19 protein-coding genes and 1 tRNA gene are annotated in these 23,572 nt (G+C 40.9%); 5 read left to right on the forward strand and 15 right to left on the reverse strand.

Annotated features, from left to right (window positions below; translation table 11 throughout):
* Nucleotides 1–9 precede the first annotated feature (9 nt).
* The 8 genes from ACFFRD_RS26875 to ACFFRD_RS26910 form a co-directional block, all read right to left on the reverse strand.
* Nucleotides 10–270, reverse strand: a complete 261-nt coding sequence (locus tag ACFFRD_RS26875) for a hypothetical protein (protein WP_190935112.1) — start codon at nucleotides 268–270, stop codon at nucleotides 10–12.
* 454 nt (nucleotides 271–724) lie between these two features.
* Complete coding sequence (locus ACFFRD_RS26880; protein ID WP_392478582.1) at nucleotides 725–2,746, reverse strand: ATP-binding protein; 2,022 nt, start codon at nucleotides 2,744–2,746, stop codon at nucleotides 725–727.
* A 662-nt stretch (nucleotides 2,747–3,408) separates the two neighbouring features.
* Nucleotides 3,409–4,617 carry a precorrin-6y C5,15-methyltransferase (decarboxylating) subunit CbiE gene (cbiE, locus tag ACFFRD_RS26885; RefSeq protein WP_392478584.1) on the reverse strand — a complete coding sequence of 403 codons (1,209 nt, stop codon included), beginning with the start codon at nucleotides 4,615–4,617 and terminating at the stop codon, nucleotides 3,409–3,411.
* 1 nt (nucleotide 4,618) lies between these two features.
* A complete protein-coding gene (locus tag ACFFRD_RS26890; protein WP_392478586.1) occupies nucleotides 4,619–5,410 on the reverse strand; it encodes a class I SAM-dependent methyltransferase in 792 nt (263 codons plus the stop codon).
* A gap of 141 nt (nucleotides 5,411–5,551) precedes the next feature.
* Entirely contained in the window at nucleotides 5,552–6,760 is a 1,209-nt protein-coding gene (locus ACFFRD_RS26895) for a 4-hydroxy-3-methylbut-2-enyl diphosphate reductase (protein ID WP_392478587.1), read from the reverse strand.
* A gap of 116 nt (nucleotides 6,761–6,876) precedes the next feature.
* On the reverse strand, nucleotides 6,877–7,743 hold the full coding sequence (locus tag ACFFRD_RS26900) for an SGNH/GDSL hydrolase family protein (RefSeq protein WP_392478589.1): 867 nt from the start codon (nucleotides 7,741–7,743) through the stop codon (nucleotides 6,877–6,879).
* Between the two features lie 199 nt (nucleotides 7,744–7,942).
* A complete protein-coding gene (locus tag ACFFRD_RS26905) occupies nucleotides 7,943–9,358 on the reverse strand; it encodes an ammonium transporter (RefSeq protein WP_392483175.1) in 1,416 nt (471 codons plus the stop codon).
* A gap of 596 nt (nucleotides 9,359–9,954) precedes the next feature.
* On the reverse strand, nucleotides 9,955–10,278 hold the full coding sequence (locus ACFFRD_RS26910; protein WP_114083153.1) for a YnfA family protein: 324 nt from the start codon (nucleotides 10,276–10,278) through the stop codon (nucleotides 9,955–9,957).
* Between the two features lie 211 nt (nucleotides 10,279–10,489).
* Between ACFFRD_RS26910 and ACFFRD_RS26915 the strand changes: the two genes are divergently transcribed.
* Complete coding sequence (locus ACFFRD_RS26915) at nucleotides 10,490–15,241, forward strand: GAF domain-containing protein (protein WP_392478591.1); 4,752 nt, start codon at nucleotides 10,490–10,492, stop codon at nucleotides 15,239–15,241.
* Between the two features lie 315 nt (nucleotides 15,242–15,556).
* Nucleotides 15,557–15,979, forward strand: coding sequence for a DUF4363 domain-containing protein (locus ACFFRD_RS26920; RefSeq protein ID WP_114083155.1), 423 nt, complete (start codon nucleotides 15,557–15,559; stop codon nucleotides 15,977–15,979).
* Between the two features lie 106 nt (nucleotides 15,980–16,085).
* Here the strand turns inward: ACFFRD_RS26920 and ACFFRD_RS26925 are convergent, their stop codons facing one another.
* On the reverse strand, nucleotides 16,086–16,229 hold the full coding sequence (locus tag ACFFRD_RS26925) for a hypothetical protein (RefSeq protein ID WP_392483261.1): 144 nt from the start codon (nucleotides 16,227–16,229) through the stop codon (nucleotides 16,086–16,088).
* Between ACFFRD_RS26925 and ACFFRD_RS26930 the strand changes: the two genes are divergently transcribed.
* A complete protein-coding gene (locus ACFFRD_RS26930) occupies nucleotides 16,180–16,389 on the forward strand; it encodes a peptidase (protein ID WP_392483176.1) in 210 nt (69 codons plus the stop codon). The two genes, ACFFRD_RS26925 and ACFFRD_RS26930, sit on opposite strands and share 50 nt — an antisense overlap.
* On the opposite strand, the gene ACFFRD_RS26935 is transcribed toward ACFFRD_RS26930, so the two are convergent.
* Entirely contained in the window at nucleotides 16,293–16,565 is a 273-nt protein-coding gene (locus ACFFRD_RS26935) for a hypothetical protein (protein WP_392483263.1), read from the reverse strand. The genes ACFFRD_RS26930 and ACFFRD_RS26935 overlap by 97 nt on opposite strands.
* Before the next feature lie 278 nt (nucleotides 16,566–16,843).
* On the opposite strand from ACFFRD_RS26935, the gene ACFFRD_RS26940 reads away from it, so the two are divergent.
* The gene (locus ACFFRD_RS26940; protein ID WP_392478593.1) at nucleotides 16,844–17,842 is read left to right on the forward strand and encodes an RNA polymerase sigma factor, RpoD/SigA family; all 999 of its coding nucleotides are present in this window, start codon (nucleotides 16,844–16,846) and stop codon (nucleotides 17,840–17,842) included.
* 106 nt (nucleotides 17,843–17,948) lie between these two features.
* Here the strand turns inward: ACFFRD_RS26940 and ACFFRD_RS26945 are convergent, their stop codons facing one another.
* Together ACFFRD_RS26945 and ACFFRD_RS26950 are read right to left on the reverse strand one after the other, a co-directional pair.
* A complete protein-coding gene (locus ACFFRD_RS26945; protein WP_392478595.1) occupies nucleotides 17,949–18,587 on the reverse strand; it encodes a HesA/MoeB/ThiF family protein in 639 nt (212 codons plus the stop codon).
* Between the two features lie 54 nt (nucleotides 18,588–18,641).
* Nucleotides 18,642–19,475 carry a hypothetical protein gene (locus tag ACFFRD_RS26950; RefSeq protein WP_392478597.1) on the reverse strand — a complete coding sequence of 278 codons (834 nt, stop codon included), beginning with the start codon at nucleotides 19,473–19,475 and terminating at the stop codon, nucleotides 18,642–18,644.
* Nucleotides 19,476–20,017: 542 nt separating this feature from the next.
* Here ACFFRD_RS26950 and ACFFRD_RS26955 point away from each other — a divergent pair.
* Complete coding sequence (locus ACFFRD_RS26955) at nucleotides 20,018–20,458, forward strand: WYL domain-containing protein (protein ID WP_392478599.1); 441 nt, start codon at nucleotides 20,018–20,020, stop codon at nucleotides 20,456–20,458.
* A 59-nt stretch (nucleotides 20,459–20,517) separates the two neighbouring features.
* Here the strand turns inward: ACFFRD_RS26955 and ACFFRD_RS26960 are convergent, their stop codons facing one another.
* The 3 genes from ACFFRD_RS26960 to ACFFRD_RS26970 form a co-directional block, all read right to left on the reverse strand.
* Nucleotides 20,518–21,951, reverse strand: a complete 1,434-nt coding sequence (locus ACFFRD_RS26960; RefSeq protein WP_392478601.1) for a VWA domain-containing protein — start codon at nucleotides 21,949–21,951, stop codon at nucleotides 20,518–20,520.
* A 403-nt stretch (nucleotides 21,952–22,354) separates the two neighbouring features.
* Nucleotides 22,355–22,424: transfer RNA gene (locus ACFFRD_RS26965), tRNA-Phe, on the reverse strand.
* A 32-nt stretch (nucleotides 22,425–22,456) separates the two neighbouring features.
* Nucleotides 22,457–23,179: a hypothetical protein gene (locus tag ACFFRD_RS26970; protein ID WP_392478602.1), complete on the reverse strand. Its 723-nt coding sequence runs from the start codon at nucleotides 23,177–23,179 to the stop codon at nucleotides 22,457–22,459.
* Nucleotides 23,180–23,572 lie beyond the last annotated feature (393 nt).

A 23,572-nucleotide genomic window follows, 5' to 3' on the forward strand; every position in this document is an offset into this window, starting at 1 on the left:
TGAGTAGTTTCAGGATTTATCTGGTGGTTCCTCACCAATGAACAATGCTTTTTTACTGTGCTTCAACTGTTTCCAAAGTGCTTTAATTTGTTTGTAAGCATCTTCTGGTTCAAGCTTTCCAGATGTTTCTAGACTGGTAATATAGCTAACTTTTTGAGCAAATTCTTGAAGGTTGGCATTAAATACTAAATTCTCTGGCTTAACTTGACCATAATAGCGACTACGAAGGTAAAGAAATTTGTTTTTGTCGTTAATATTAGACTCGTCCATTACTTCACCCCCAATAAGTGACTTTTAGCAACGATAATCACAACAAATATCGCTTCAATGAAGAAATTGCCGCAATTATTGTGAACGATGAGTGAGTCTAAAAGGGAACACAAAATAAATTATACAGCAACTAGCTATTTATTAGCTGTGATGATAGTAAGACTTTTGAATCATGCACATTAAGCTTAGACTATACCAGTTTCTGGCAATAATGTTGCAAGATTGAGTGGCTCTAAGCTTTCTATGTCCTCTGGATTAGCCTACAGCAAGCCGCTTCTAGAGTTGAAGTTGCTCACGAAATATATAGGCGTAAACTAAATTCCCCAGTGTTAACCAGGGGAATTCTGTTAGGGCGATGTCCATCTCTCTCGTACCACCGTTTGCCAATCATCGCTGCAATAACTCCAGCACACAGAAAGAACATCGGTAGTTATATAAGAGATACAACCCAACTTTAAGGTAAAGAGTCAGTTGATGTTATTCCTGACTGCTGAAAATTCTGAATAGGAATTTCAATTTGAAATTCAGTTCCCTTACCTAATGCAGAGATACAATTTAGTTTTCCCTGGTGCTTTTCGACAATAATCTGATGACTGATTGATAACCCTAAACCAGTTCCTTGACCAACAGGTTTAGTAGTGAAAAAGGGATTAAAAATCTGTTCCTGAATCTCTGACTTCATACCAGGGCCATTATCTTTGATACTAATTAAAAGCCTCTCGTTGTCTACAACTAAAGTTTTTATTTGAATAGTTGGTATCTTATTTGCAGACTGCCAATATTGCATATTATCCTTTAAGGCATAAATTGCATTATTGATAATATTCATAAAAACCTGATTCAACTGGTTGGCATAACAACTAATCTTAGGCAGTTGACCATATTCTTTAACTATCTGAATATCAGGTAATTTATTTGGTAGTGCCAACTGATGATTTAGAATCATCAATGTATTATCTATGCCTTCATGAATATCTACAGATTTAATTTTTGCTTCATCTAGTCGTGAGAAGTTGCGTAAGCCCAGAACAATATCTGTAATTCGCTCACTACCTGTACTCATAGATGCCATTAACTTAGGCAAATCGTCACACAAGTACTCTAGTTCGATAGATTTTATTTTGGCTTCTATGGTGGGATTTATTTGGGGATACTGCTCTTGAAAAACTGCAATTAAATCTAGTAAATCATTGATATACTGATTTGCATATCTGAGATTACCAGCAATAAAACTCACAGGATTATTAATCTCATGGGCAATCCCTGCTACCATTTGTCCTAGACTTGACATTTTTTCACTATGAACCAGTTGAGCTTGTGTTTTTTGTAAGTCCAGTAAAGCTTTTCTTAATTCCGATGTTCGTTCTAAAACCTTTCGTTCTAACTCATTGTTAGCCTTTTGTAAAGCTGCTGCGGCTCTGTAGGTTTCTGTAGCAATACTGGCAATATGGGTGGCAGTTTTCAGAATTTCTAGATGATGCTGAGTCGGATGACAAGGAAATTTATGAGATATAGCAAATGTCCCTAAAACTTCACCAGTTTGCGAAGTAAAAGGTGATGACCAACAAGCTCTGATGTTATAACTCAAAGCGAAATCTCGGAAATCAGCCCATAAAGGATCATTAGCAATATCGGTAGCAAATACTGAATCTCCTCTATAAGCAGCAGTACCACAAGAACCACAACATTCACCAATCATCAAACCATCAACACCTTTAGCAAATTCTTCTGGGAGAGTAGGTGCTGCTCCTCCCCGTAACTGCCGCTTGTCTTCATCTACAACTAAAATGGAGCAATATGCCCCAGGTAATTGTTGCTCTAGCAAGATACAAAGATTGTTAAAAATTTCATATAGGTTGACTCCAAACGCAACTTGTTCTAAAACTTGGCTTTGGGTGTAAACTAACGCTTCTGAACGCTTGCGTTCAATCGCTGTTGCTAAAATATGGGTTATAGATTGTAAAAAATGAACATCATCTGAAGAAAAAGTTCTGGCCTCAGTAGCATAGACTTCTAGCAAACCTAAAGGCTTACTCTCACCTGGAATTAGCACACTCAAACCAGTAACGCTATCTGGCGGAGAAGGAATAGTTAAATCATTGATCTGACAATTGGGTGTGTTACAATTAACAATTAGCTGAGTATTCTCCAAGAATTTTTGTACTTGCTGATTAGTTGTGACATTAATATCAGCAGAGTCTGTTTCTAAAGGTTTCTCCCCAACGCTAGCTACTTGACGCAAAGCATTACTATCTGAAAGTACTTGCCAGATTCTACTGTATTTAACATTGAGTATTTGAGCTACTAAAGAAACTGTATCTTGGAACAAATATGATAATTCCAGTCCTGATAGTGCTTTTTGTCCAAGTGCATTCACTGCGGATTGATAGCTGAAATTCATTGATGAATTATCAAAATCATGCCAGTTATTGTTTGACTGACTTGTTTTGCTTGATGCCTGTAAATTTAAGTTCATAAACGAATATATTATTTGTTCTGCGTATCTAATAGTTCCCTAAAAAACTTAGAATCTCTATCTACTTTTCAAAACTTTAAGATAATGGAATATTTATAAATCAAAGATAAAGTAGGTTAAGCACATCTAAAATAATCTTGACAAAAGCATTGGCTAATGTATAAAAACAATAATCAGATTTATCGAAACAGAATTCAGGAGTCAGGAGCCAGAATGGGCTAAACGCCCCGCTTCCGCTAACAGAATGAATTTTGAACGAAAGAGTGGATAGCGGAGCGTTAGCGAGTCTTGCCTACGGCACGCTCCGCGAACGAGCGTCTGAATCAGGGGTTTAAGACCCCCACTAAATCTGCATATTTAGTGGTCAACAAAACAGTGGCGCGTCGCCCCACTGATAGCGCAGCGTTAACGTTCGTGCAGCGTCTCGTAGAGAGGAACGAGCATCGCGTCTTCATTCTGACTCCTGTTAGCGATAGCGGGGCGTTTAGCCCATTCTGACTTCTGAATTCTTCTTCAATGTTTGATTATGATGTCCGGTTAATTACTTTTGATATGTTATTGCTTTTGCCCTTGGCGTATCTTCTCCGCAATAAGAAGGGTAGAAAACAAAGTAAGCAGTTAAAGATTTAGCTGGCACATTTTCAGATGCCGCACAAATCATATTATTTTACAACTACCCATTGCATGACAGGTGCCATTGCCCGCCAGCCCAAAAATTTCCCAATAGGTTCCGCCCGTTGAATAGCAACACGAGTCAAATCGCCACCGACTTGTTTATGCCATTGAAATAAAGTTTGCTCACCCTCTACCGTCACCACGTTTGCCACCAAACGCCCACCGGGCCGCAATGCTTCCCAGCAAACATCAAAAAGTCCCGTTGCTGTCACTCCACCACCAATAAAAATGGCATCTGGTGCTGGCAAGTCTTTCAGAGCATGGGGCGCTTTCCCTTCAATGATTTGCAGATTTGGAGTACCAAGAGTGGCGGCATTATCGGCAATATAGAGTAGCCTAGATGAATTTTGCTCGATCGCGATCGCTCGACATCGAGCATTACTCCGCATCCATTCGATGGAAATTGAGCCACAACCCGCGCCAACATCCCACAACAACGCTCCCGGTGTGGGTGCTAAAGCTGCTAGAGTAATTGCCCTAACTTCACGCTTTGTTAACTGTCCATCGTGGTGGTAGGCGTTATCTGGCAATCCTGGTAATCTTGGTAAAGGAATAACCCCAGCATCAGCAATACAATAAACTGCGATCGCATTCAACGCAGCAATTTCAGTTTCACTCCAAGATGCAGCCGTACCTTCTACAATTCTTTCATGAGTGCCGCCCATACGCTCCAAGACGGTAATTTTGCTGCCACCATAGCCACGATTTGTCAAAATTTTCGCAACAATGGCGGGTGTGTCCTTCCCTTCGCTCAAAATCAACAGTCGCGCTTTTGGGTAAATGTAAGACTGGAGTAGGGAGGATGGACGACCATTCAAACTCAAGGTTTCCACCTCAGTTAAAGACCATCCCACCCTGGCGCAAGCAAGGCTAAAGGCTGAAGGCGCGGGGATAATCGTCATTTCAGAAATGGGAATTCGCCGCATCAAGGTGACACCAATGCCGTAACACATCGGATCGCCGCTTGCGAGTACGCAGATTGACTGACCCCGACGCTGGATGATTTCTTCTACAGAAGTGCTAATGGGAGATGTCCAGACTAGTTTCTCACGTTGATCGTCTGTAGGGAGCATGGATAAATGGCGATCGCCTCCGACGATTACTTTAGCTTGATCGACTAGAGAACGAGCGATCGCACTTAACCCCTGTAATCCATCTTCCCCAATGCCGACGATAGAAAGCCATTTCTCTGCCATACTAATTCATGATTGATCCTTTATCGGCGATTACAAACAAGTAATCTCCATGATTATTTTCATATTTATTGACAATCTCTGTGATGCGTCCTGTATTAATATCTGCTGCTAGCCTTTGACACCCTACGGTGATTTCCTCTGGCGAAGCTAGCAAAGCAAACGTAGAAATTCCAGAACGAATATTTTCATCTAAATATATTTCAGGACGATATTTCCCACTATATAAGAATAGGTCTTGCAAGTTTCTAGAAATAGAATAAGGTTCGATATTTACTGAATTAAAACCTACATCATTTAGAGCATATCTAACCTTTTCTAAACTTGGCATCTGTTTAGCGGATTTATGTATAGCATCTGGAAAATATTCGACTAACCAATATTTGTTTATTTGCTCTGGCGTGGCAGTAAACAATACAAAACGACCAGCCGCCAAGACACGGTAAATCTCTCGAAAAGCATGAGTTAGTGCAGCAAAATGATGTATTGCTAGCGTACATAACACACCTAAAAAAGTACCATCAGCATAAGGTAAAGCCTCAGCTTCTGCAACTTGCCAAGCTACAACATTACTTTTCTTCGTAGCAGCATTAATCATCTTTTTTGACTGGTCTACTCCACTCCAAACACCACCATGTTTTGCCAAGGCTAGCGTGTAATTTCCCGTGCCACATCCCACATCGAGATAGGAGGAATCTGATTTGATTTGGAGGTATTTAGCTAATTGGGCAGCAATTTCAGTATCAGCGCGACGAGTCAAATCATAGCCTTTGCCAATTTGCTCATAAACAGCCATTTATTGAATTTCTCATAAATTTTAAAAATGCTGAACACCAGTACAATGTCTAAGCTAGTTTTGAGAGTTCGTGCTAAGGACTTTAGTGGTGAAAAAATAAGGACTAAAGTCCTTACTACGAACTTGCTTACTTGATAAATGTTAAACTAGCGCTGCTGTTGCTTTCACAGCAAAAATTTTCTCAATCACATCTTCTACTACCTTATCTGGTGTAGAAGCACCAGAAGTCACTCCCACGACAATTTCTCCATCTGGCAACCAGTTTTTTGTAGTTATTAACTGCCCATTTAATTGCCGATGTTCTATAGAATCTCCTGATTGAATCCGCTCAACAGTATCAATGTGATAAGAAGGTATTCCTCGCTCAAAAGCAATTTGTTGCAATTGAGTAGTATTCGATGAATTAAACCCACCAATTACTACCATCAAATCTAATTTATGTTCCACCAATTCCAACATTGCATCTTGCCGTTCTTGGGTAGCATCACAGATAGTATTGAAGCTTTGGAAATGCTGATTTAACTCTATGGGGCCATACTTCTGCAACATAGTCCGCTCAAAAAGCTTCCCGATTTGCTCAGTTTCATCTTTAAGCATCGTAGTTTGGTTAGCAATGCCAACTCTTTCTAAATCACGATCGGGGTCAAATCCTGTTGAACAAGCTTTAGCAAATTTTGTCAGAAATTCTTCACGATTCCCACCATTGAGAATATAGTCAGCAACATATTGTGCTTCTTGTAAATTCAACACAATCAAATATTTGCCAGCAAAGGAACTAGTAGCGACTGTTTCTTCGTGCTTATATTTACCGTGAATTATTGATGTATAATCTATTTTTTTGTGCTTTTCTACTGTATTCCAAACTTTAGATACCCAAGGACAAGTTGTATCAACAATTTTGCAGCCTTTCTCGTGAAGGATCTGCATTTCTTGAACGCTAGCCCCAAAAGCGGGTAGTATCACTACATCACCAGTGCCAACAACAGAAAAGTCTTTATTCTTTCCTTCAATAGGGATGAATTCTACTTCCATCTCCTGCATTCGCTGATTTACAGAAGGGTTATGGATAATCTCGTTAGTAATCCAGATGTGTTCTGTGGGAAAATGCTGACGAGTTTCGTAGGCCATGGCCACAGCCCGTTCTACACCCCAGCAAAAACCAAAGGCTTGTGCTAGCCGGATGGTAACATCACCCCGTTGCAGGATGTAATTGCGATCGCGAATTTCTTGAATCAAGTTACTCTGATATTCAGATTGCAACTGGGTAGCAACTTCTGCTTGATGACCAAAGCCCTTGCGATTGTAATTTTCGGAATGTTGCAGGCTGCGCTTAAAAGCTTTTGTATCCATTAGATTTGTCTATTTCAACCACTATTTTTTATTTTCTCGCGCCCAGACGAGATTTATACACAGTTGTATTCAAAAATATTATCAGAGAGGGGGAAAGGGAAAAGGATTTAATGCCTTTACCCTTTACCCTTTAACCTTTTCCCCTCTTCTTCTTGCTGGGATTTTAATTCGATTTCGCTATAAATCTGCAATGCAGAACGCCAAACTATATACCCTTCGGGACTTAAATGTAAGCCATCAGTAGTAAATTCGCGGCGGAGATTTCCTTGCTTGTTAGTAAACAGGGGATATAAATCAAGATATTTGACACCTTTTTTGCTAGAAATACTTTGCAGTTGCTGATTCAACCCCTGAATGCGAATATTGGCAACAGCTAGAAGTTTATCTCGTCCTTTCCAGGTTGCTTCCTCTGCCCCATGTGGCAAAATCGATTGCACAACAATTTGCGCGTTGGGATGCCTCTTTCGGAGGTAATTGATAATTTGCCGCTGATTATCTAAAATTTCCTCGTTGCTCACTCCACGAATTAGGTCATTAATGCCAATCATCACAAAAATGACTTCTGGTTTGCTGCGGTCAAATATTTTCAACCTGTTTAAGAGTCCATTACTGGTTTCGCCAGAAATTCCTTGATTGAGCCAAGTTTTACCTTCGGGTAATAACTCAGGGGGAAACCATAAACTCAGAGAATCTCCCGCCAGGATAGTTAAATGCGGAGGACGTTGGTCAGCAGCGACCTTGGCTTCTTGCTTGAGAATTTCTACCCACTCTTGGTAAGTGAGTTGATGACGGCGACCCAAATCAGGTGTAGCAATTTGGGTTGAGTTGTTCAGGTTAATTTGTTCTGGGGATGTAACTATCCCAAAAAAAGCGGCCAATTTCTGCTGTTGCCAAATTAGCAGAATGACCGCCAACATTAGGATGCCGTTGGTTAACAGCGAGAAAAATGCCCAGATAGGAAAGGTTTTTGCAGAAGTAGACACGACTAGCGAAATTTACCAATTATTTGAATCAAATTTTAACGCTAGCGATCGCAAATTACACAATCTTAAATTCGGAGTGGGGAATGGGAGGCAGAGGGAGACAAGGGGACAAGGGGATAAGAGGTGAGAATTTGAAACAAGTCTTTCCCATTGTCCCCAATTCCCCTTGTCCTCTTCCCTATTCCCTATTCCCACTAAACTAAGTCGGACGATCGCCAAACTCGGAGTTGTAACCCTCTTCGCCGTGTTCGTTAATATCCAAACCTTGCAATTCTGCTTCTTCTTTAACACGCAGTCCTACTGTAGCATCGATAACCTTGAGAATAATCCACGTACCAACACCTGCGATCGCATAAGCAATGGCAATTGCTATTAGTTCAACTCCCAATTCACCAAAATTACCACGCAGCACTCCGTCTTTACCTCCGCCGTTGACTTGAGTTGTGGCAAAGATGGCCGTTAAAATTGCGCCCACTGTACCACCTACGCCATGCACGGGATAGGTATCTAAAGCATCATCAATTTGCAGCTTATGCTTGAAACTCACAGCATAGAAGCAAACAAAGGCGGTAATGAAACCAATTAAAATCGCTGATAGCGGTGTCACAAATCCGGCGGCGGGAGTGATACCTACTAAACCAGCAACGGCTCCTGTAGCTGCTCCTACGGCTGTCGGTTTACCCCGTAAAACTGCTTCCATAATTAGCCACATTAAAGCTGCTGCCGCCGCCGATGTATTGGTGGCAACAAAGGCTGTTGTTGCTAAATTTGTTGTTAAGTCACCAGAAGTTCCACTGGCAACTGTTAGGGCACTCCCCGCGTTGAACCCGAACCAACCAAACCAGAGCAAGCCAGCACCCAGCAAAATGAAAGGAACGTTGTGCGGCGGACTAAGGCGATCGGGATGGGTTTTCCGAGGACCAAGGACGATCGCTGCTACCAGAGCAGAAATACCAGAACTAATATGAACTACTGTGCCACCTGCAAAGTCTAGGGCACCTAATCCACCATATAAACCCAAGAATCCACCTTTCGCCCATACCATGTGGGCTAGAGGGGCGTAAACAAAGGTTGACCACAGCAGCACAAACAGCGAATAGGCGCGGAAACTCATCCGCTCAACGAGCGCCCCAGAAATTAAAGCTGGGGTGATAATGGCAAACATGGCTTGATAAATCGTGAATGCCTGGTGGGGAATCGTTCCGGCATAAGAGACGACATCAGCATATTTGGGGTCTGCTGCTTTGAGTGCATCTTCATAAGGCAGATGCGGCAAGTAGCCTTGAGTCTCTAAACCAACACCGTTCAACCCAAACCATTGCAATCCACCTATGAATGGCAACCCTGGTGCAAAAGAAAGACTATAACCCCAGAGAATCCAGGTAACTCCCACGATCGCCATCAAGACAAAGCTCATCATCAATGTGTTTAGGATATTGCGCGATCGCACAAATCCACCATAGAAAAACGCCAATCCTGGTGTCATTAGCAGCACTAGTGCTGCTGAAATCAGCATAAATGCTGTGTCTCCAGTATCAGCAGCAGGCGGGGCAGCAACTGGTGTTTGGGCAAAAGCATTACCCATTAGCGGCCCTGCCAAAAACAGTAGGGTCATAGCCCCAATCATCACAACTTTCTTCAACACTTCTTTTTCTTCCTAAGCACCAACGATTTGTATCCTTAACTACATTTGATTACTTTTAGCTACACATTTTTGTCTTAAAAGTTACTTAACTTTAATTTGGTGGAAATGTTAACAAAAATATAATCCGGATTGTAGTTGCCAAAATGGAAACAAGAGTGTGACGATGCAATGATTGCATCGTTTTGTGCAGAATAGCATTTTATGCAAGCGCTACAAAACTCCAAATTTTTAGTTACTTACTGTTACAAAACAAGATACTTGTAAAAATTGATAATTATTATCAATTTTCAGAAAATTTGTACAAATTTATCATGAATTCTCTTTATCTCTACGCATTTACGCGGGAGATATACAGATTGTTGCTTATCTTCGGCTGGTTATTAAAAACCTTGGCGATTTTTGGTCAGCTTATTATGTGTTTAGGGAATTCCAGCAAAAGAAACATCCCATCTCCAGATAGCACATCTGTGCTATCCAAACAAATGTATAAATAATTTTGGATAATTTATTTTTTGTCAGTCTCTGAAAAGCAGGTATTAGAAAATTTATTAATCTAGAAGTTCTACTTAAGGTCTGGGTGCAAACATGATAATGAGAACACTCACTAAAGCTAAACATGCTCCTATGAGGTCGTAGCGGTCTGGAGTTACACCGTCTACCTTCCAACCCCAAAACATTGCTATTGCGATAAACACACCACCGTAAGCAGCATACACTCTGCCAAAATTTGCCGATTGAAGAGTTGCAATAATCCCATAGAAAGTTAAAGCAATTCCCCCCAATATGCCCCACCAGAACGGCTTACCTTCGCGCAGCCACAACCAGATTAGGTAGCCTCCTCCAATTTCAAATAAACCAGCCCACAAAAAATACAGCAGAGACTTAATCATTTGACAAATTTATCCATCAGCTAGAACTCAGTGAAATTACGCTAACGCTTTTAACTAAACTATTGTCATTAATTGAAGTAAGTTTATTGACCTGGGCATTGGCATTGGATATTAGGTATTAGGCATGGTGGGCAATCTCCTTGTCTCCCCTTTAATCTCCCTCATTTCCCTGCTTCTTCCCCAGCCCCCAGAATGTAGATAAGGCTTAAGGATGAAAGCACCATTACCTAATAACGAAATACAGAGAATCGAGACACTTTTGGAGTATAAAATTCTCGACACACCATCTGAAGCTGCCTTTGATGACCTCACCCGTTTAGCCTCGTATATTTGTCAGACTCCTATTGCCTTAATTAGCTTAATTGATACAAATCGCCAGTGGTTCAAGTCAAAAGTCGGTTTAGATGTCTTAAAAACACATCGAGATTTTGCATTCTGTAGCCATGCTATTTTACAGCCTGACGTTTTTGTTGTGCCTGATGCAACAAATGACGAAAGGTTTGCCACCAACCCACTGGTTACATCTGACCCAAATATTAGATTTTATGCTGGTGTACCTCTGATTAACCCTGAAGGATATACTCTAGGAACTCTGTGTGTGATTGATTACGTACCACGAGAACTTACTCCAGAGCAGATAGAGGCATTACGAGCATTAGGCCGTCAAGTCATCAAGCAACTGGAATTGCGCCGAAATTTAGCAAGTTTGGTACTTGTTACCAAGAAAAGCAAACAGGCACAGAAGGTAAGCAAACAATTTTTTAAAAAGATTGCAGCAGGTTTTGGTGTAGCATCGGTAATTTTAGTTTTGATTGGTGTATTTTCCTATCAAAATACAACAGTATCTACTAATAATCGCAGTATATTAAAAAATATTTCTCAAAAAATCAACAGTTTAGAAGAGCTACTGTCTCAAATAAAGGATGCGGAGACTAGGCAACGTAGTTACATTATTACTGGAAAACCAACTTATCTAAAACCCTATCAAGAATCACTTGCCAATGTCGAGCAAGAAATTGCCAAACTAAAGAATTTAAGTACAGATCAACCAAACCAACAAAAGCAGATTGCAACGCTTGAAGTTCTAATTGCAGATAAACTTACTGAACTAAACCAGACTATCAACTTACGCCAAAAAAAGGGAGTAGAGGCGGCGTTGCAAGTAGTACTGACAAATAAAAGTCAAAATCTCATGGATGATATCCGTAAGGAGATCAATGAGATAGAGAACGAGGAAAGGGAGCGGCATCAGCAACTTTCACAAACAGCAAAAGCTTGGACTCGCAAAACAACTGTGACAATTGCGATCGCTATTTGCCTAAGTTTTATTGTTCTGACTGTAGTTTACTACTTCATTTATCATGAGGTAACAGAGCGCAAAAGGGCAGAAGAAAGCTTAAATCAAGAACGTAACTTTATCTCAGCAGTCCTTCATACAGCCAGTGCATTAGTAATAGTTCTCGATTCTCAAGGGCGAATTGTTCGTTTCAATCAGGCTTGTGAGCAAATAACGGGTTACTCCTTCGATGAGGTGAGGGGTAGGTATATATGGAACTTGTTGCTAATTCCTGAAGAGATGGAATCAGTTAAAGCAGTTTTTCAGGAATTGCTAACTGGTAGAGGCTTTTTGGAGTATGAGAACCATTGGGTAATGAAGGATGGCAGTCGCCGACTTATTGCTTGGTCGAATACCTTCTTAAAAGACTATGAAGGAGCGGTGGAATACATTGTTAGCACTGGCACTGATATTACCGATGTCTCCGACGAGCTTCGCTTACGCAAACGAGTACAACAGCATTTAACTGCACAATATGCTGCAACCCGCGTTTTGGCAGAGTCTACCACAATCAACGAGGCTAACCCTCGAATCTTGCAAGGAATCTGCGAGAGTTTAGGATGGGATTTAGGTGAAATTTGGATGGTCGATCAGCAAGCAAATGTGCTGCGTTTTCTTTCCATCTGGCATAAAGCATCCCTTGAAGTGCAAGAATTTGAAGCACTGAAGCGGCAAACCACTTTTATAGAAGGAATTGGACTACCTGGACGTGTTTGGGCTAGTTCTGAAGCTGTTTGGCTGACTGATGTCGTTAATGATCTGAATTTTCCTCACTTCAAAATCGCGGCTCAATTAGGACTACACGCAGCTTTCGGTTTTCCAATTCGGACTGGCAACAAAATTCTGGGCGTGATAACTTGCTTCAATCGTGAAATCAAACCTCCTGACCAAGATTTAGTTAACACGATGAATTCTATTGGTGAGCAAGTGGGCCAATTTATTCAGCGTAAGCGGGCTGAAGAGGAATTACAACGCCAAAACTTGCGATCGCAACTTTTTACCGAAATCACTCTCAAAATTCGCCAGTCTTTGCAAATCGAAGAAATTCTCGAAATCACTGTCAAGGAAGTGCAAAAGATTCTCCAAACTGACCGAGTTTTAATCTATCAGCTTTTACCAGATGAGTCTGCAACCTCCGTTGTTGAAGCAGTAATTTCTGGCTTACCAGAAATCAAAGAGCAAAATATCACCGCCCCTTACTTACGAGCAGAATACCTACAACAGTACTATCTACAAAAGTACCGTCAAGGAGAGATTTTAGGGCTGGCTGAGTTAGATTTACTCGAAGTCCAACAAAGTGACCTGAAATTAATCCAACAGTTTGGGGTCAAAGTCAACTTTGTTGTACCTATTTTGGTCAAAGAAGAACTTCGCGGTTTGCTCATAGTCCATCAGTGTGATGATTCTCACCAATGGTCTAGTTTTGAAACTCATCTCTTGCGGCAAATAGCTGACCAAGTAGGCATTGCCTTAGCCCAAGCTCAACTTTTAAAAGCAGAAACTCGTCAGCGAGAAGAACTTGAAATTGCCCGTCAGCAAGCGGAATTAGCTTCTCAGACTAAAAGTGCTTTTTTGGCAAATATGAGTCATGAAATTCGCACTCCCATGAATGCTGTCTTAGGGATGACCAGTTTGATTTTAGATACTCCCTTAAATCCAGAACAACGAGATTTTATTGAAACAATTCGAGTTAGTGGAGATGCCCTTTTAAGTTTAATCAACGAGATTTTGGATCTTTCCAAACTAGAGGCTGGAGAAATGGCTCTCGAAACTCTAGATTTTAACCTATCCACTTGTGTTGAAGAAGTGGTGGAATTATTGGCTCCATCAGCCCATAGTAAGGGGTTAGAAATTGCTGCACTACTTTATAGCAACGTCCCTACCCACCTCAAAGGCGATGCTAGTAGGTTACGGCAAATTCTGATGAACCTAATTAGCAACGCTATCAAGTTCACTAGCGTTGGTGAAGTCGTAGTGCAAGTAGAATTGCGATCGCCTTTGGCAAAGCCATCGCTTTCCTCCACAACAGCCACCATCTATTTTGCCATTACAGATACAGGTCTTGGCATTAGCCCTGAAGACCAACACAAAATTTTTACGCCATTTACCCAAGTGGATGCTTCTACCACTCGCAAGTATGGTGGTACCGGTTTAGGATTAGCCATCTGTAAACAACTGGTGACTTTGATGGGAGGAGTCATTGGGCTGGAAAGCGAGATGGGGAAAGGATCTAAGTTTTGGTTTGAGGTGCCTTTTGCCAAACAACTTGAGTCTGTTTTGCCAAACTGCGATCGCTTCTTGCCTGCGACACGTTACACGAAGGTCAAGAGCGAAGACGGATTTTTGAACAATCGCCGCTTGTTAGTGGTAGATAGTAATGCCACTAATTGCAAAATTATCTATCATCAAGTTACCGGGTGGGGAATGCAGGTAGATCAAGCTGACAGTATTGCTGCTGCACTCATTGCTATTCAGGAAGCTTGTGAGCGTGGTAATTCTTATGATGTCGTCTTGGTTGATATGCAAATGGCTCAAACTTCTGGCATAACTTTAGAAGAACAAATTAAAGCCAATTCTGCAATTGCTAAGATACCTTTGATTATACTCACCTCTATTAATCAACGTGCCCAATTGCAACGGGCGCTCAAAATAGGATTTGCTGCTTATTTAGTCAAACCCGTTAAGCCCTCTCGACTCCTTGATACCATTATGAATATTCTAAAAACTCAGCCTCAACCAGAAGAAGGGTCTAAAGAAAGAAGGCTAGACGCTACCACAAAAATCTCAAGTACAGAAACTTCCAGCATTCTTACTTCCTCTGCCCCTAACCCCTCTACTCAATTCCAGTTAAGAATTCTCTTAGCTGAAGATAATTTGGTGAATCAAAAAGTCGCCCTGAAGCAACTTCAGAGTTTAGGCTACAAAGCCGATGTTGCTGCCAATGGAGAGGAAGTTTTGCAGCTATTAGAAAAAATTCCTTATGATTTGATTCTAATGGATTGCCAAATGCCAATTCTTGATGGTTTAGAAACCACAAAAGAAATTCATCGTTGGCAAGAAGACACTTTTGCTCTGCGTCGCCGTCCTGTGGTAATTGCAATGACGGCTAATGCTATGAAAGAAGACCAACAAATGTGTCTCAATGCAGGAATGGATGACTATCTGAGTAAGCCAGTGTTTAAAGAAAAATTGGCTGCCACTCTAGAACATTGGACAGGCGTTATCCTCTCAAAACAAGAGCCAGTTGTTGATGAACAGATAGTTTCCAACACAAACAACGACACAAGTGACCTAGCAATTGATTGGGAACACTTGCATCGAATATCGGAAAATGATGGAGAATTTGAATTAAATCTATTGCAAATATGCCTTGAAGATGTTAGACCTCGTTTAGAGATAATGATTGCAGCGATCGCATCTGATGACTTTGGGCAAATTGCGCGAGAAGCTCATCACCTTAAAGGTGCTAGTGCCAACGTTGGAGCCACAGCTATGTATCTAGCTGCTGACAAACTAGAAAAGTTAGCTTACGAGCAAGAGCTTAGAGATGCTACTAACTTAGTTTTAGAGTTAAAAGAATTTGTCAACTCTATGCAAGACTTTTTAACAAGAAAGAATTCAGTCTAAATTCTGTATGAGTAGCGGAAAAATATGTGAGTTTAAGACCCACACTAATTAATTTTTAATTCTACATTCTTTTTAATTATAAATAAAGTAACAAATGACACCTAACTTACTTATCAAAAATAATGAGGTATTAATTCCAAATTAATATAGAAAAACAGCCTTGATACAATCGTACCAATAAAAAATTGTATAAAAAACTTTAGCATTTACAGAGAGAAAGCTAGCATAGAATCTTCCTACATCTCCAGCAACTTTAGCTGATATAGTAGCGGATACCGTCATTTCTTGGCGACTTATCATTATTCAAGAGGTCTTATGAAACGCTTAATCTACATCATCCCTGTTACTGCAATTAGCTTACTGACATTGGTAGGATGCAACAGCGATCAAAAATCCACCACCCAAACTCCTGCTACCACAGAAACCACTAAGGCGACAACAGGATCTAAAACCCCTAGTGCTACGCAGGGAGGTTTTGATACTTTGGCCGGTGTCGTTACAAATACAAAAACTGCGGTGCAAGGCGGAAACTTTGACAAAGCTCAACAGGAATTTAATAAGTTTGAAAATTCTTGGTCTAAAGTTGAGGATGGTGTCAAAACTAAATCTTCAAAAACCTATAATGTCATCGAAGATGCTGCGACCCAAGTGAAGGGTTCGCTAAAAGCAAAAGATAAAGCGAAATCTCTTAAAGGATTACAAACACTTGAGACAAACATTGCCACTGTTTCTAAGTGAGGTAAAACTAACATAGAGCAGGAGTTAAAAGACAAGAGACACCAAAAAAAGTTTTTATATCTGGCTTTGAGACAAATAATTCTGTAGTTTATCAAGTTGCAAACTGCTATAGTTTCCACTGGAGATTTTGGATAATGCGTTCATTTCGCAAATACCACCGGACTCTGGCGATTATTTTGGCTTTACCGCTTGCTGTAACATTGTTAACTGGTATTGCAGCTACCTTGGTAGGTGAGTGGTCAGCTAACATTGGAGTTCCACGTAGTCTACTACTTTCGATTCATCGTGGTGAAATCTTGGGTTTACAGGGAATCTACCCGATTTTGAACGGACTAGGATTATTAGGGTTGTTGGTTACTGGATTAAGTATGACTAGTTTGTTTCGTAAGAAAAGGTCAAAATCTGAGTAAGGATTAGTCAAAAGCGATCGCAGTCTTTTAAGGTATAAAAACAAGTCAGTTACCCTGCGATCGCAAATAGTGAAATCAAACCATAATCCATTGTCTCCAATGCTGCCAAAGTCATTGTAGAAGCAGTTCCAGAGGTATTGCTCTACTTTAGAACGGGCTAGAATTTGGATAGACATAACTTTTTCAATTCTTTGACAAGCTCCTGTAACATCAAGCTATTAACTTAGAAAATATTGCTTTTAACAAAATAACGACCCGTAGCAACAACTAAAAAATATTTCAAATTTCTTGACTTTTAAGTTACTCATTACTGAGTGCTGAGTAAAAAGTAAAATTAGGAAAAAAGCGAAGCAAGTAGCGTGGATTTAGGGGAATACAAAACGTTTTGCTACTACCAAGAGGACTTTTAAAACATCCTCTAAACCAACAAATATTTTTGAAGGTTCAAATAACTATGAATAATCTATCTTACAAGTATCTAGAAGAAAGTAATAAAAAGGATAAGCTTTTATATACTGCTGATACAGTGCGTGCTTATCTTCGCGAGATTGGACGGATACCTTTATTAACTCATGAGCAGGAGATTAATTTCGCCAAGCAAGTTCAAAAAATGATGGCTTTACTAGCTACGAAAGAAAAATTAGCTATTCAATTAAAACGTCAACCAACACAACAAGAGTGGGTTGAAAATATAAATATTGGTGAAAAATCACTGCTACAACAGCTACATCAAGGGCAAGAAGCCAAGCAGAAAATGATTCAGGCTAACCTGCGACTTGTAGTATCTATTGCTAAGAAATATCAAAGACATAACCTAGATTTTCTCGATTTAATTCAAGAAGGAAGTTTAGGCTTAGAGCGAGGAGTTGAGAAATTTGACCCAACTAAGGGGTACAAGTTTTCAACTTATGGCTATTGGTGGATTCGTCAGGCAATTACACGAGCGATCGCTGAACAAGGACGTACTATCCGCTTGCCTATTCATATTACAGAAAAGCTGAACAAAATTAAGCGGATTCAACGTGAACTAACTCAAAAATTAGGTCGTACTCCTACCGCAGTTGATATCGCCGAAGAACTATCTTTAGATCCAAAACAAATTCGAGATTATTTACTTTTAGCACGTCAACCTGTCTCTCTAGAATTACGAGTTGGCTCAGACAAAGATATAGAATTACAAGATATGTTGGAGGATAATGGACTTTCCCCAGAATTATACGCTGAACAGAAGTTTCTCCAACAAAATATTCAAAATTTATTGTCAAAATTAAATCCCCAGCAACGACAAATATTAACTTTCCGTTTTGGTTTAACAGATGGAAATGAACTTTCTTTAGCAGAGATTGGTCAACGGATGGGTATTAGTCGAGAACGAGTGCGACAGATAGAGCAACAAGCTTTGGGTAGTCTAAGAAGACATAAGGATAAGATGCACAGCTATCTAGCTAGTTAATTCGTAAGCCGCATGTCTTGTTATTTGCTCTTTACTTAAATCCGCAGAGTTTGGTAAATCCTGATGGGCGATGCCTGTGACAAGGTGCTAAGAGCGTCTAAGCAATCTACAAAAACAGAGATTGAACAGTCAGATCCTTCTGGGTGATGCTGAAGTTATGTTGTTCTGCTGTCGCAATGAATGAAACGATCGCTTCACACGCCACTGCAACGGTTAACATCACCAGGTTTCGTGCCAACGGATAATCACAGACATCATCATTAACCTCAGAAGGAACGCGATAAACGTCATTCCAAATCACTTCTGCATAATCAGCCGATAGTCCAGCATGAAGACAAGGTATGCTTAGTTGTTCAGCATAATCTTTCACTGCTTGACGTGCCACGCTGTTATCAAAGACATCGATAATTAGCTGGCTGTCTTGGAGTAATTGATTTGTATTTGTTGGTGTCAACTCCTTTGTTTTAGCATCAACTTTAGTACCAATTGCTCGATATAAATTATTCGCTAAAATCTTTGCCTTGAACGCTCCCACATCCGAACGGTAATAAGGCTGAGTCGAAAGATTGCGCTCCTCAATGCGATCGCGATCAATCACTGTAAGTTTATCAAAACCAGACCGAGCTAAGTTTTCCGCAATGTTAGCTCCTAATGCTCCAGCGCCACAAATTGTTACAGGATAATTTTTTAGTTTTGCCATCACAGCATTGCTGCGGTAAAGCTGTTCGTGAAAAAAGATACTCATAATAATTCGTAATTCGTAATGGGCTACGCCCCGCTTCGCTAACGTAATTCGTAATTAATACTCTTGTTGTTCCATGACACCCACTAAGGATTGCAAGTCAAAATCGCGATCGCGTCCACTCAGACAAATACCAGAACTAACAACAGTCAAATCAGTTTTTGCGATCGCACTACTATGGCGAACACCATCAGCAGTTGTCCAATCGACTGTCCAATAATCGTTGCGATCGTGAAATTGATTTAATTCACCGCCACCCATTTGCAATGCCTTTCTCAGCCGCTTTTCATCCTGTTGAGGTTGAGTAAATCCCTCAATGCGCCGAGTTGCTAATTCATACACTGTGCGGATTTCTGGAGTAATACCCTTAAACTGTAATTCTTCAGCAGGAATGAGTTTCTTGACGGCAGATTGCAGAGTTTCAGAAATTGCCGGATCGGTACGGCGATCGACTTCCTCGAACCAGCAAGACTGCCCATTCCATCGGGCAATGATTTGCTCAAAAGTAACGCCCTCGGTAACAAGGTGGACTGCGATCGGCTTAACTACCTTCAACCGTTGACGCATATCTACTTCATTAACCGGGTATGCTAACCAAGTTTGTTTTTGCAGTTGGTGTGCTAACCGCAACCGTACTTGGGGAAAATGTTGCAAATATTCCACAATTTGGGGTAAGTCTGCTTCTTCTACAACCGTTGCTGTTTTCTCATTCACAGGCTGAAAGATGCCCCAACCTTCAAATTTACTAGGCTTTGGCGTGAAGGTGTAAACCATCCCGTCTACCCTTGTGCGAACTAGTCCACCTTTGATACAGGGTGCAAGGAATTGGGTGGTATGTAATTGCGCTTCTGCGATCGCAATTTGGTTGATTAGCTTAAATATGTTAGTCATAACTAATACCACTTTTCAAAAATAAGGCTACCAATGCAACCCTATAAAATCTGACTTTATTAATTACGAATTATGAATTACGAATTAATATAATTCTGCGTGCAAGTTGGTGGAGCATTGCGTGTTCTCAGTTACTAGAGGGACTCCGCTGGTGAGTTGTTACACACTCTTTAAAGAATGGCTACTTTTAAGCCTACCTCCCAGGTTCTTCGCACTCCCCGTTCACACACGCCCACTGCATTTAGCAGTGTTACCTTTCCTCTCGTACTAGTATGTAGGCTTCACGAGTTGGGGCACGCAGTATATTACAATAATACACTACAATACAAAAGCCACTTTTCAGGTAAAAGGCAAAAGTAAAGCTAATCCTTTATGCCATTAGTTTTTATAGGTTGTGAAAGTTCGTAGTCAGTAGCTCTAGCCCTTGAAATTGACTGATAATCGCTCACTACAAACCTTTCAAAATTAATGACACAGAACACTAGCAAAATTGGGTAAAAAAAGATTTAATAGTGCCAGTAGTATATAAGTACTAAAAAATCATGACTAGAAAGAAAAATTCAGGTGATAATTTTGGATTCCAAAAGCCTAAAAATATAAAAGGTATAGAAAAACCAAAGAAGAGCTTTTTTCTAAAAACCCCACTAGCCAATAGCAAACTATCAGAACTGTCAGTACCCGATCCCAAAGTATTAGAACTTATAAAACAAGCAATTACCCAAAAGCATTTAATTGAGTTTTACTACCAAAATTTTCAACGTATTGCAGAACCGCATACTCTTGGATTAAAGGATGAGGTTCTACAAGTTTTAGTTTATCAAGTTGGTGGTCAGAGCAGTTCAGGTCAACTTCCTGATTGGAGGCGCATAAACCTAAATAATATGTTACGTCTTCAGATTCTTGATGAAACTTTCTCTAGCAAGCCTCCCTCACCTTTTGGTAATCATAGTTCATGGGATGAAATCCTAGCTACTGTTAGTTAACTTTACAAAGTACGCAATGCTTACTATTTGTAATGGTAAACATTGCCATACTTTAGAACTTACTTATCCTCTCTTACAGGCAACGGCATATCCAAAATCTCCATTAGCAAATCGAGACGAGAGGGGCGCGTTAGGAGTGGGACGATGTTCGGCAAACTGTAGTAATCACCCGCGAAAGTGAACGTATCTACAGGTGCTTGTTGCTGCTTTAGTTGACTCTCCACCCAGTCGTAATGACCACCCACACGGACAATCACCACATTGGGCATTATCGCCAACTCCCGGCAGTAGTTCTTGTAGACTTCACCGAAGTAAGGAGCAGCATTTTCGCCCTCATCCGTCACCACAATAATCTGGTCAACCACCTGCTTTTTCCGACGCATTGCTTCCAATGCACAGCCGATGCTAGTACCACCGCCTGCATTGATATGCTGGAAGGCACGCTCCCAGTCGGTCAACTCCTTGCCCTTTGCTGTAATAGCGTAAGGAATGGTGTCAAAGGCGTAGACAAAGAGTTCTGCCTTAGTGATACCAGAGATTAGGGCAGTGAGTTGCTTACCGATCGCGATCGCATTTTCCATTGAACCAGACTTGTCCACCAATAAAGCGGTTGGACGAGCGATCGCACCACGCCGCTTCACCTGTTCGTTCGTCACCTTTTCCAGTTGGGCAACGGTGTCTGCGTCAAAATCTCCTGCGTCTGCGGCAATCTGTGCTTTGAATGCTGAGACACGCCCACTCTTAGACGCTGCTTCCAGCTTGGAATCAATCAGCTTTTTCACTTGTGGGTGATCCATTGCACCTCTAGTCTGGAGAGACTTGAGGTTGTTGATCGCTTCTTGTGGAGTCATGCTGTTGATTAACGCCACTAATACAACTGGTGTAAGTTGATTGATTGCACCAACTGCGATCGTGTATGGAATTTTGAACTCCACAATCAGCCGTGCCTGTTCTACAGCATTTTCTGCCTTAGCAAGCTGCTTCAGCACATTTGCTAAGGAACCCTCTGGAGGACTATCACCAAACAGAATCGCATTTGCGCGTTCATTTGGCTTGATGTGCAGTGAAGCATATAAGTGCTTCATTGCTTTACGACCTCTCAGCGCAGCACGATCAAATAGAGCCGGATTGCTTTCTCGTGTCTTCAGGTAACGCCGTACCGCAGTGCGAGCGGAACGAGGCAGTTTATTCTGCTGCTGCTTCATGAAGTCCACCACACGAGCCACCTGATAGGGAGGAAACTCTTGCAGCATCATAAATCCAGCATCTCGGTGTTCAATTAAATTGCTGGTTAGTAAATAAGCTAGGAATACTTCTTTATGGTCGCGGACATCACCATGACGCTGATACCAGACTGCCAAATGTCCGTAGAAAATGGGATCGAGTTCAACAATCAACTGATGAATTTCTGCGACTTGCTCAAGCTTGCGGTGAGGAGTTGTCAGCAAACTGTTGAGCATTTCCAAACGCAGATCGCGTTCTGCGGTTTTCATTATGAACCTCCTCTAAGAATTTTAGATTTTGGATTTTGGATTGCAACCTAAAATCCAAAATTGCAGGAGGCAGATGTTGCACGCGGTGCGATCAAGTCACCGCGCAAGTTGTAGAAGCATTGGATATAACTTATGCAGAGTTATGTAAGCTTCCGCGATCGGGGCGCAGCAACAACTGCCAATAACTATGTAGCAGTCCTAATTAGTATGTGAAATTCTCTGTCTTTTTCTTCAACTTCGCGTCCTTCTCTAACGAGACGCTGCGCGAATGCGTCCTTGGCGGTTCGTTTAAAAAGTAATTTTTGCAACTCAACAAAGACACGAAGAAAAGACCGAAAGAGAAGTTGTCATCAATCATTAATGAAATAAGATCACTTCGTGCAAGTCGAAAAAGCTGTTGATTCACACACGGGATTTGAACCCGTAGTTGCTTGAGCTTCAGTCAAGTGCCTGTACCATTCGGCTAGTATGTAAGCTTATCCAGTTAGGGCACGAAGTGAAAAATTTAGGTTTTAGAAAGTTGATTTAAAATAAATCGAATTTCTTTCTTATTACACTGCTGTTTCCTAACAGCGTAAATCATTCGACCTGTATATGCCACAGAACGATGAATTACACCTTTGACAGCATCCTTCACATAATGAGTGGGTGGCCATGGCAAATCTTCAAAGGTAATTAAATACCAAATCTCGTTTAGCTTCTGGTATTGATGATAATTATCAATGATGACAATATCAGTTTGTTCCTGCTTTTGCTTCTGCTTTCGAGGTATTTTCTCAGATGCACAAAGAATTCCGGTTTCAGGATGGATATAGAAGCGATCGCGATGGTTTGTATCTAGCTGACTTCGATACCCTCGATAAGGCTTGCTATAGAAACCACCATCAATTATTTCTACATACCGTTCAACGTAGTCCCACACATGACCGATAACATGCTGTCCTGCCATTGTACTGGGATCTAATCGTTGACACAGTTGGCTGTAAACGTCATTCCAAGGCTGTCCAACTTGCGATCGCAAAAACCGACGCAGAGGGCCGAGATGATCTGAAAGATACTTAGATTTATTTATTGGTTTAATCAGGTAGGGATTCAACAATCCATCCTGAATTGCATCCTGGGTGATTTTGTATAATTGCTTCTTAAAGCCAGTCACCTTTTTGAGGCTAATTCTCCTTCCACCGCGAGGACGCTCAATTACAATCTCGCTCAAACGATGTTCGCTCATATCTCACGTTGTTTAAATGCAGTTGTACTAATTGAGTTGTCATTAAACATGAGTTAGCTAACATCATTGAACTCACCTCTGTATTGAGTAAAGGTTATAGATAAATACAATTCAAATAATTGAAATTCCGCACAAGTTAGCAAAGCAGTTTTCACAATTGCCTATACCAATTTGGCTACGCTCCCATTAAAGGGAGCGACAGGATTTGAACCTGCATTCCGTTGCCGGAGTGTGTAGGCTTTACAAGTTAGGGCGCGGAATTAAGTCTTAAATCATTCCGTGCAAGTTCAAGAAGCTTTTTACAGCTACGGCCGCTCTTACCAAATATTGGCAGTGGGCACGCACGCTAAATCTGCGAGAGACTTAGAAATCATGCTTCGCTTATTCGATCGC

Origin of the sequence: Nostoc sp. C110 (assembly GCF_043099725.1) — a bacterium.
GTDB lineage: Bacteria > Cyanobacteriota > Cyanobacteriia > Cyanobacteriales > Nostocaceae > Nostoc > Nostoc muscorum_A.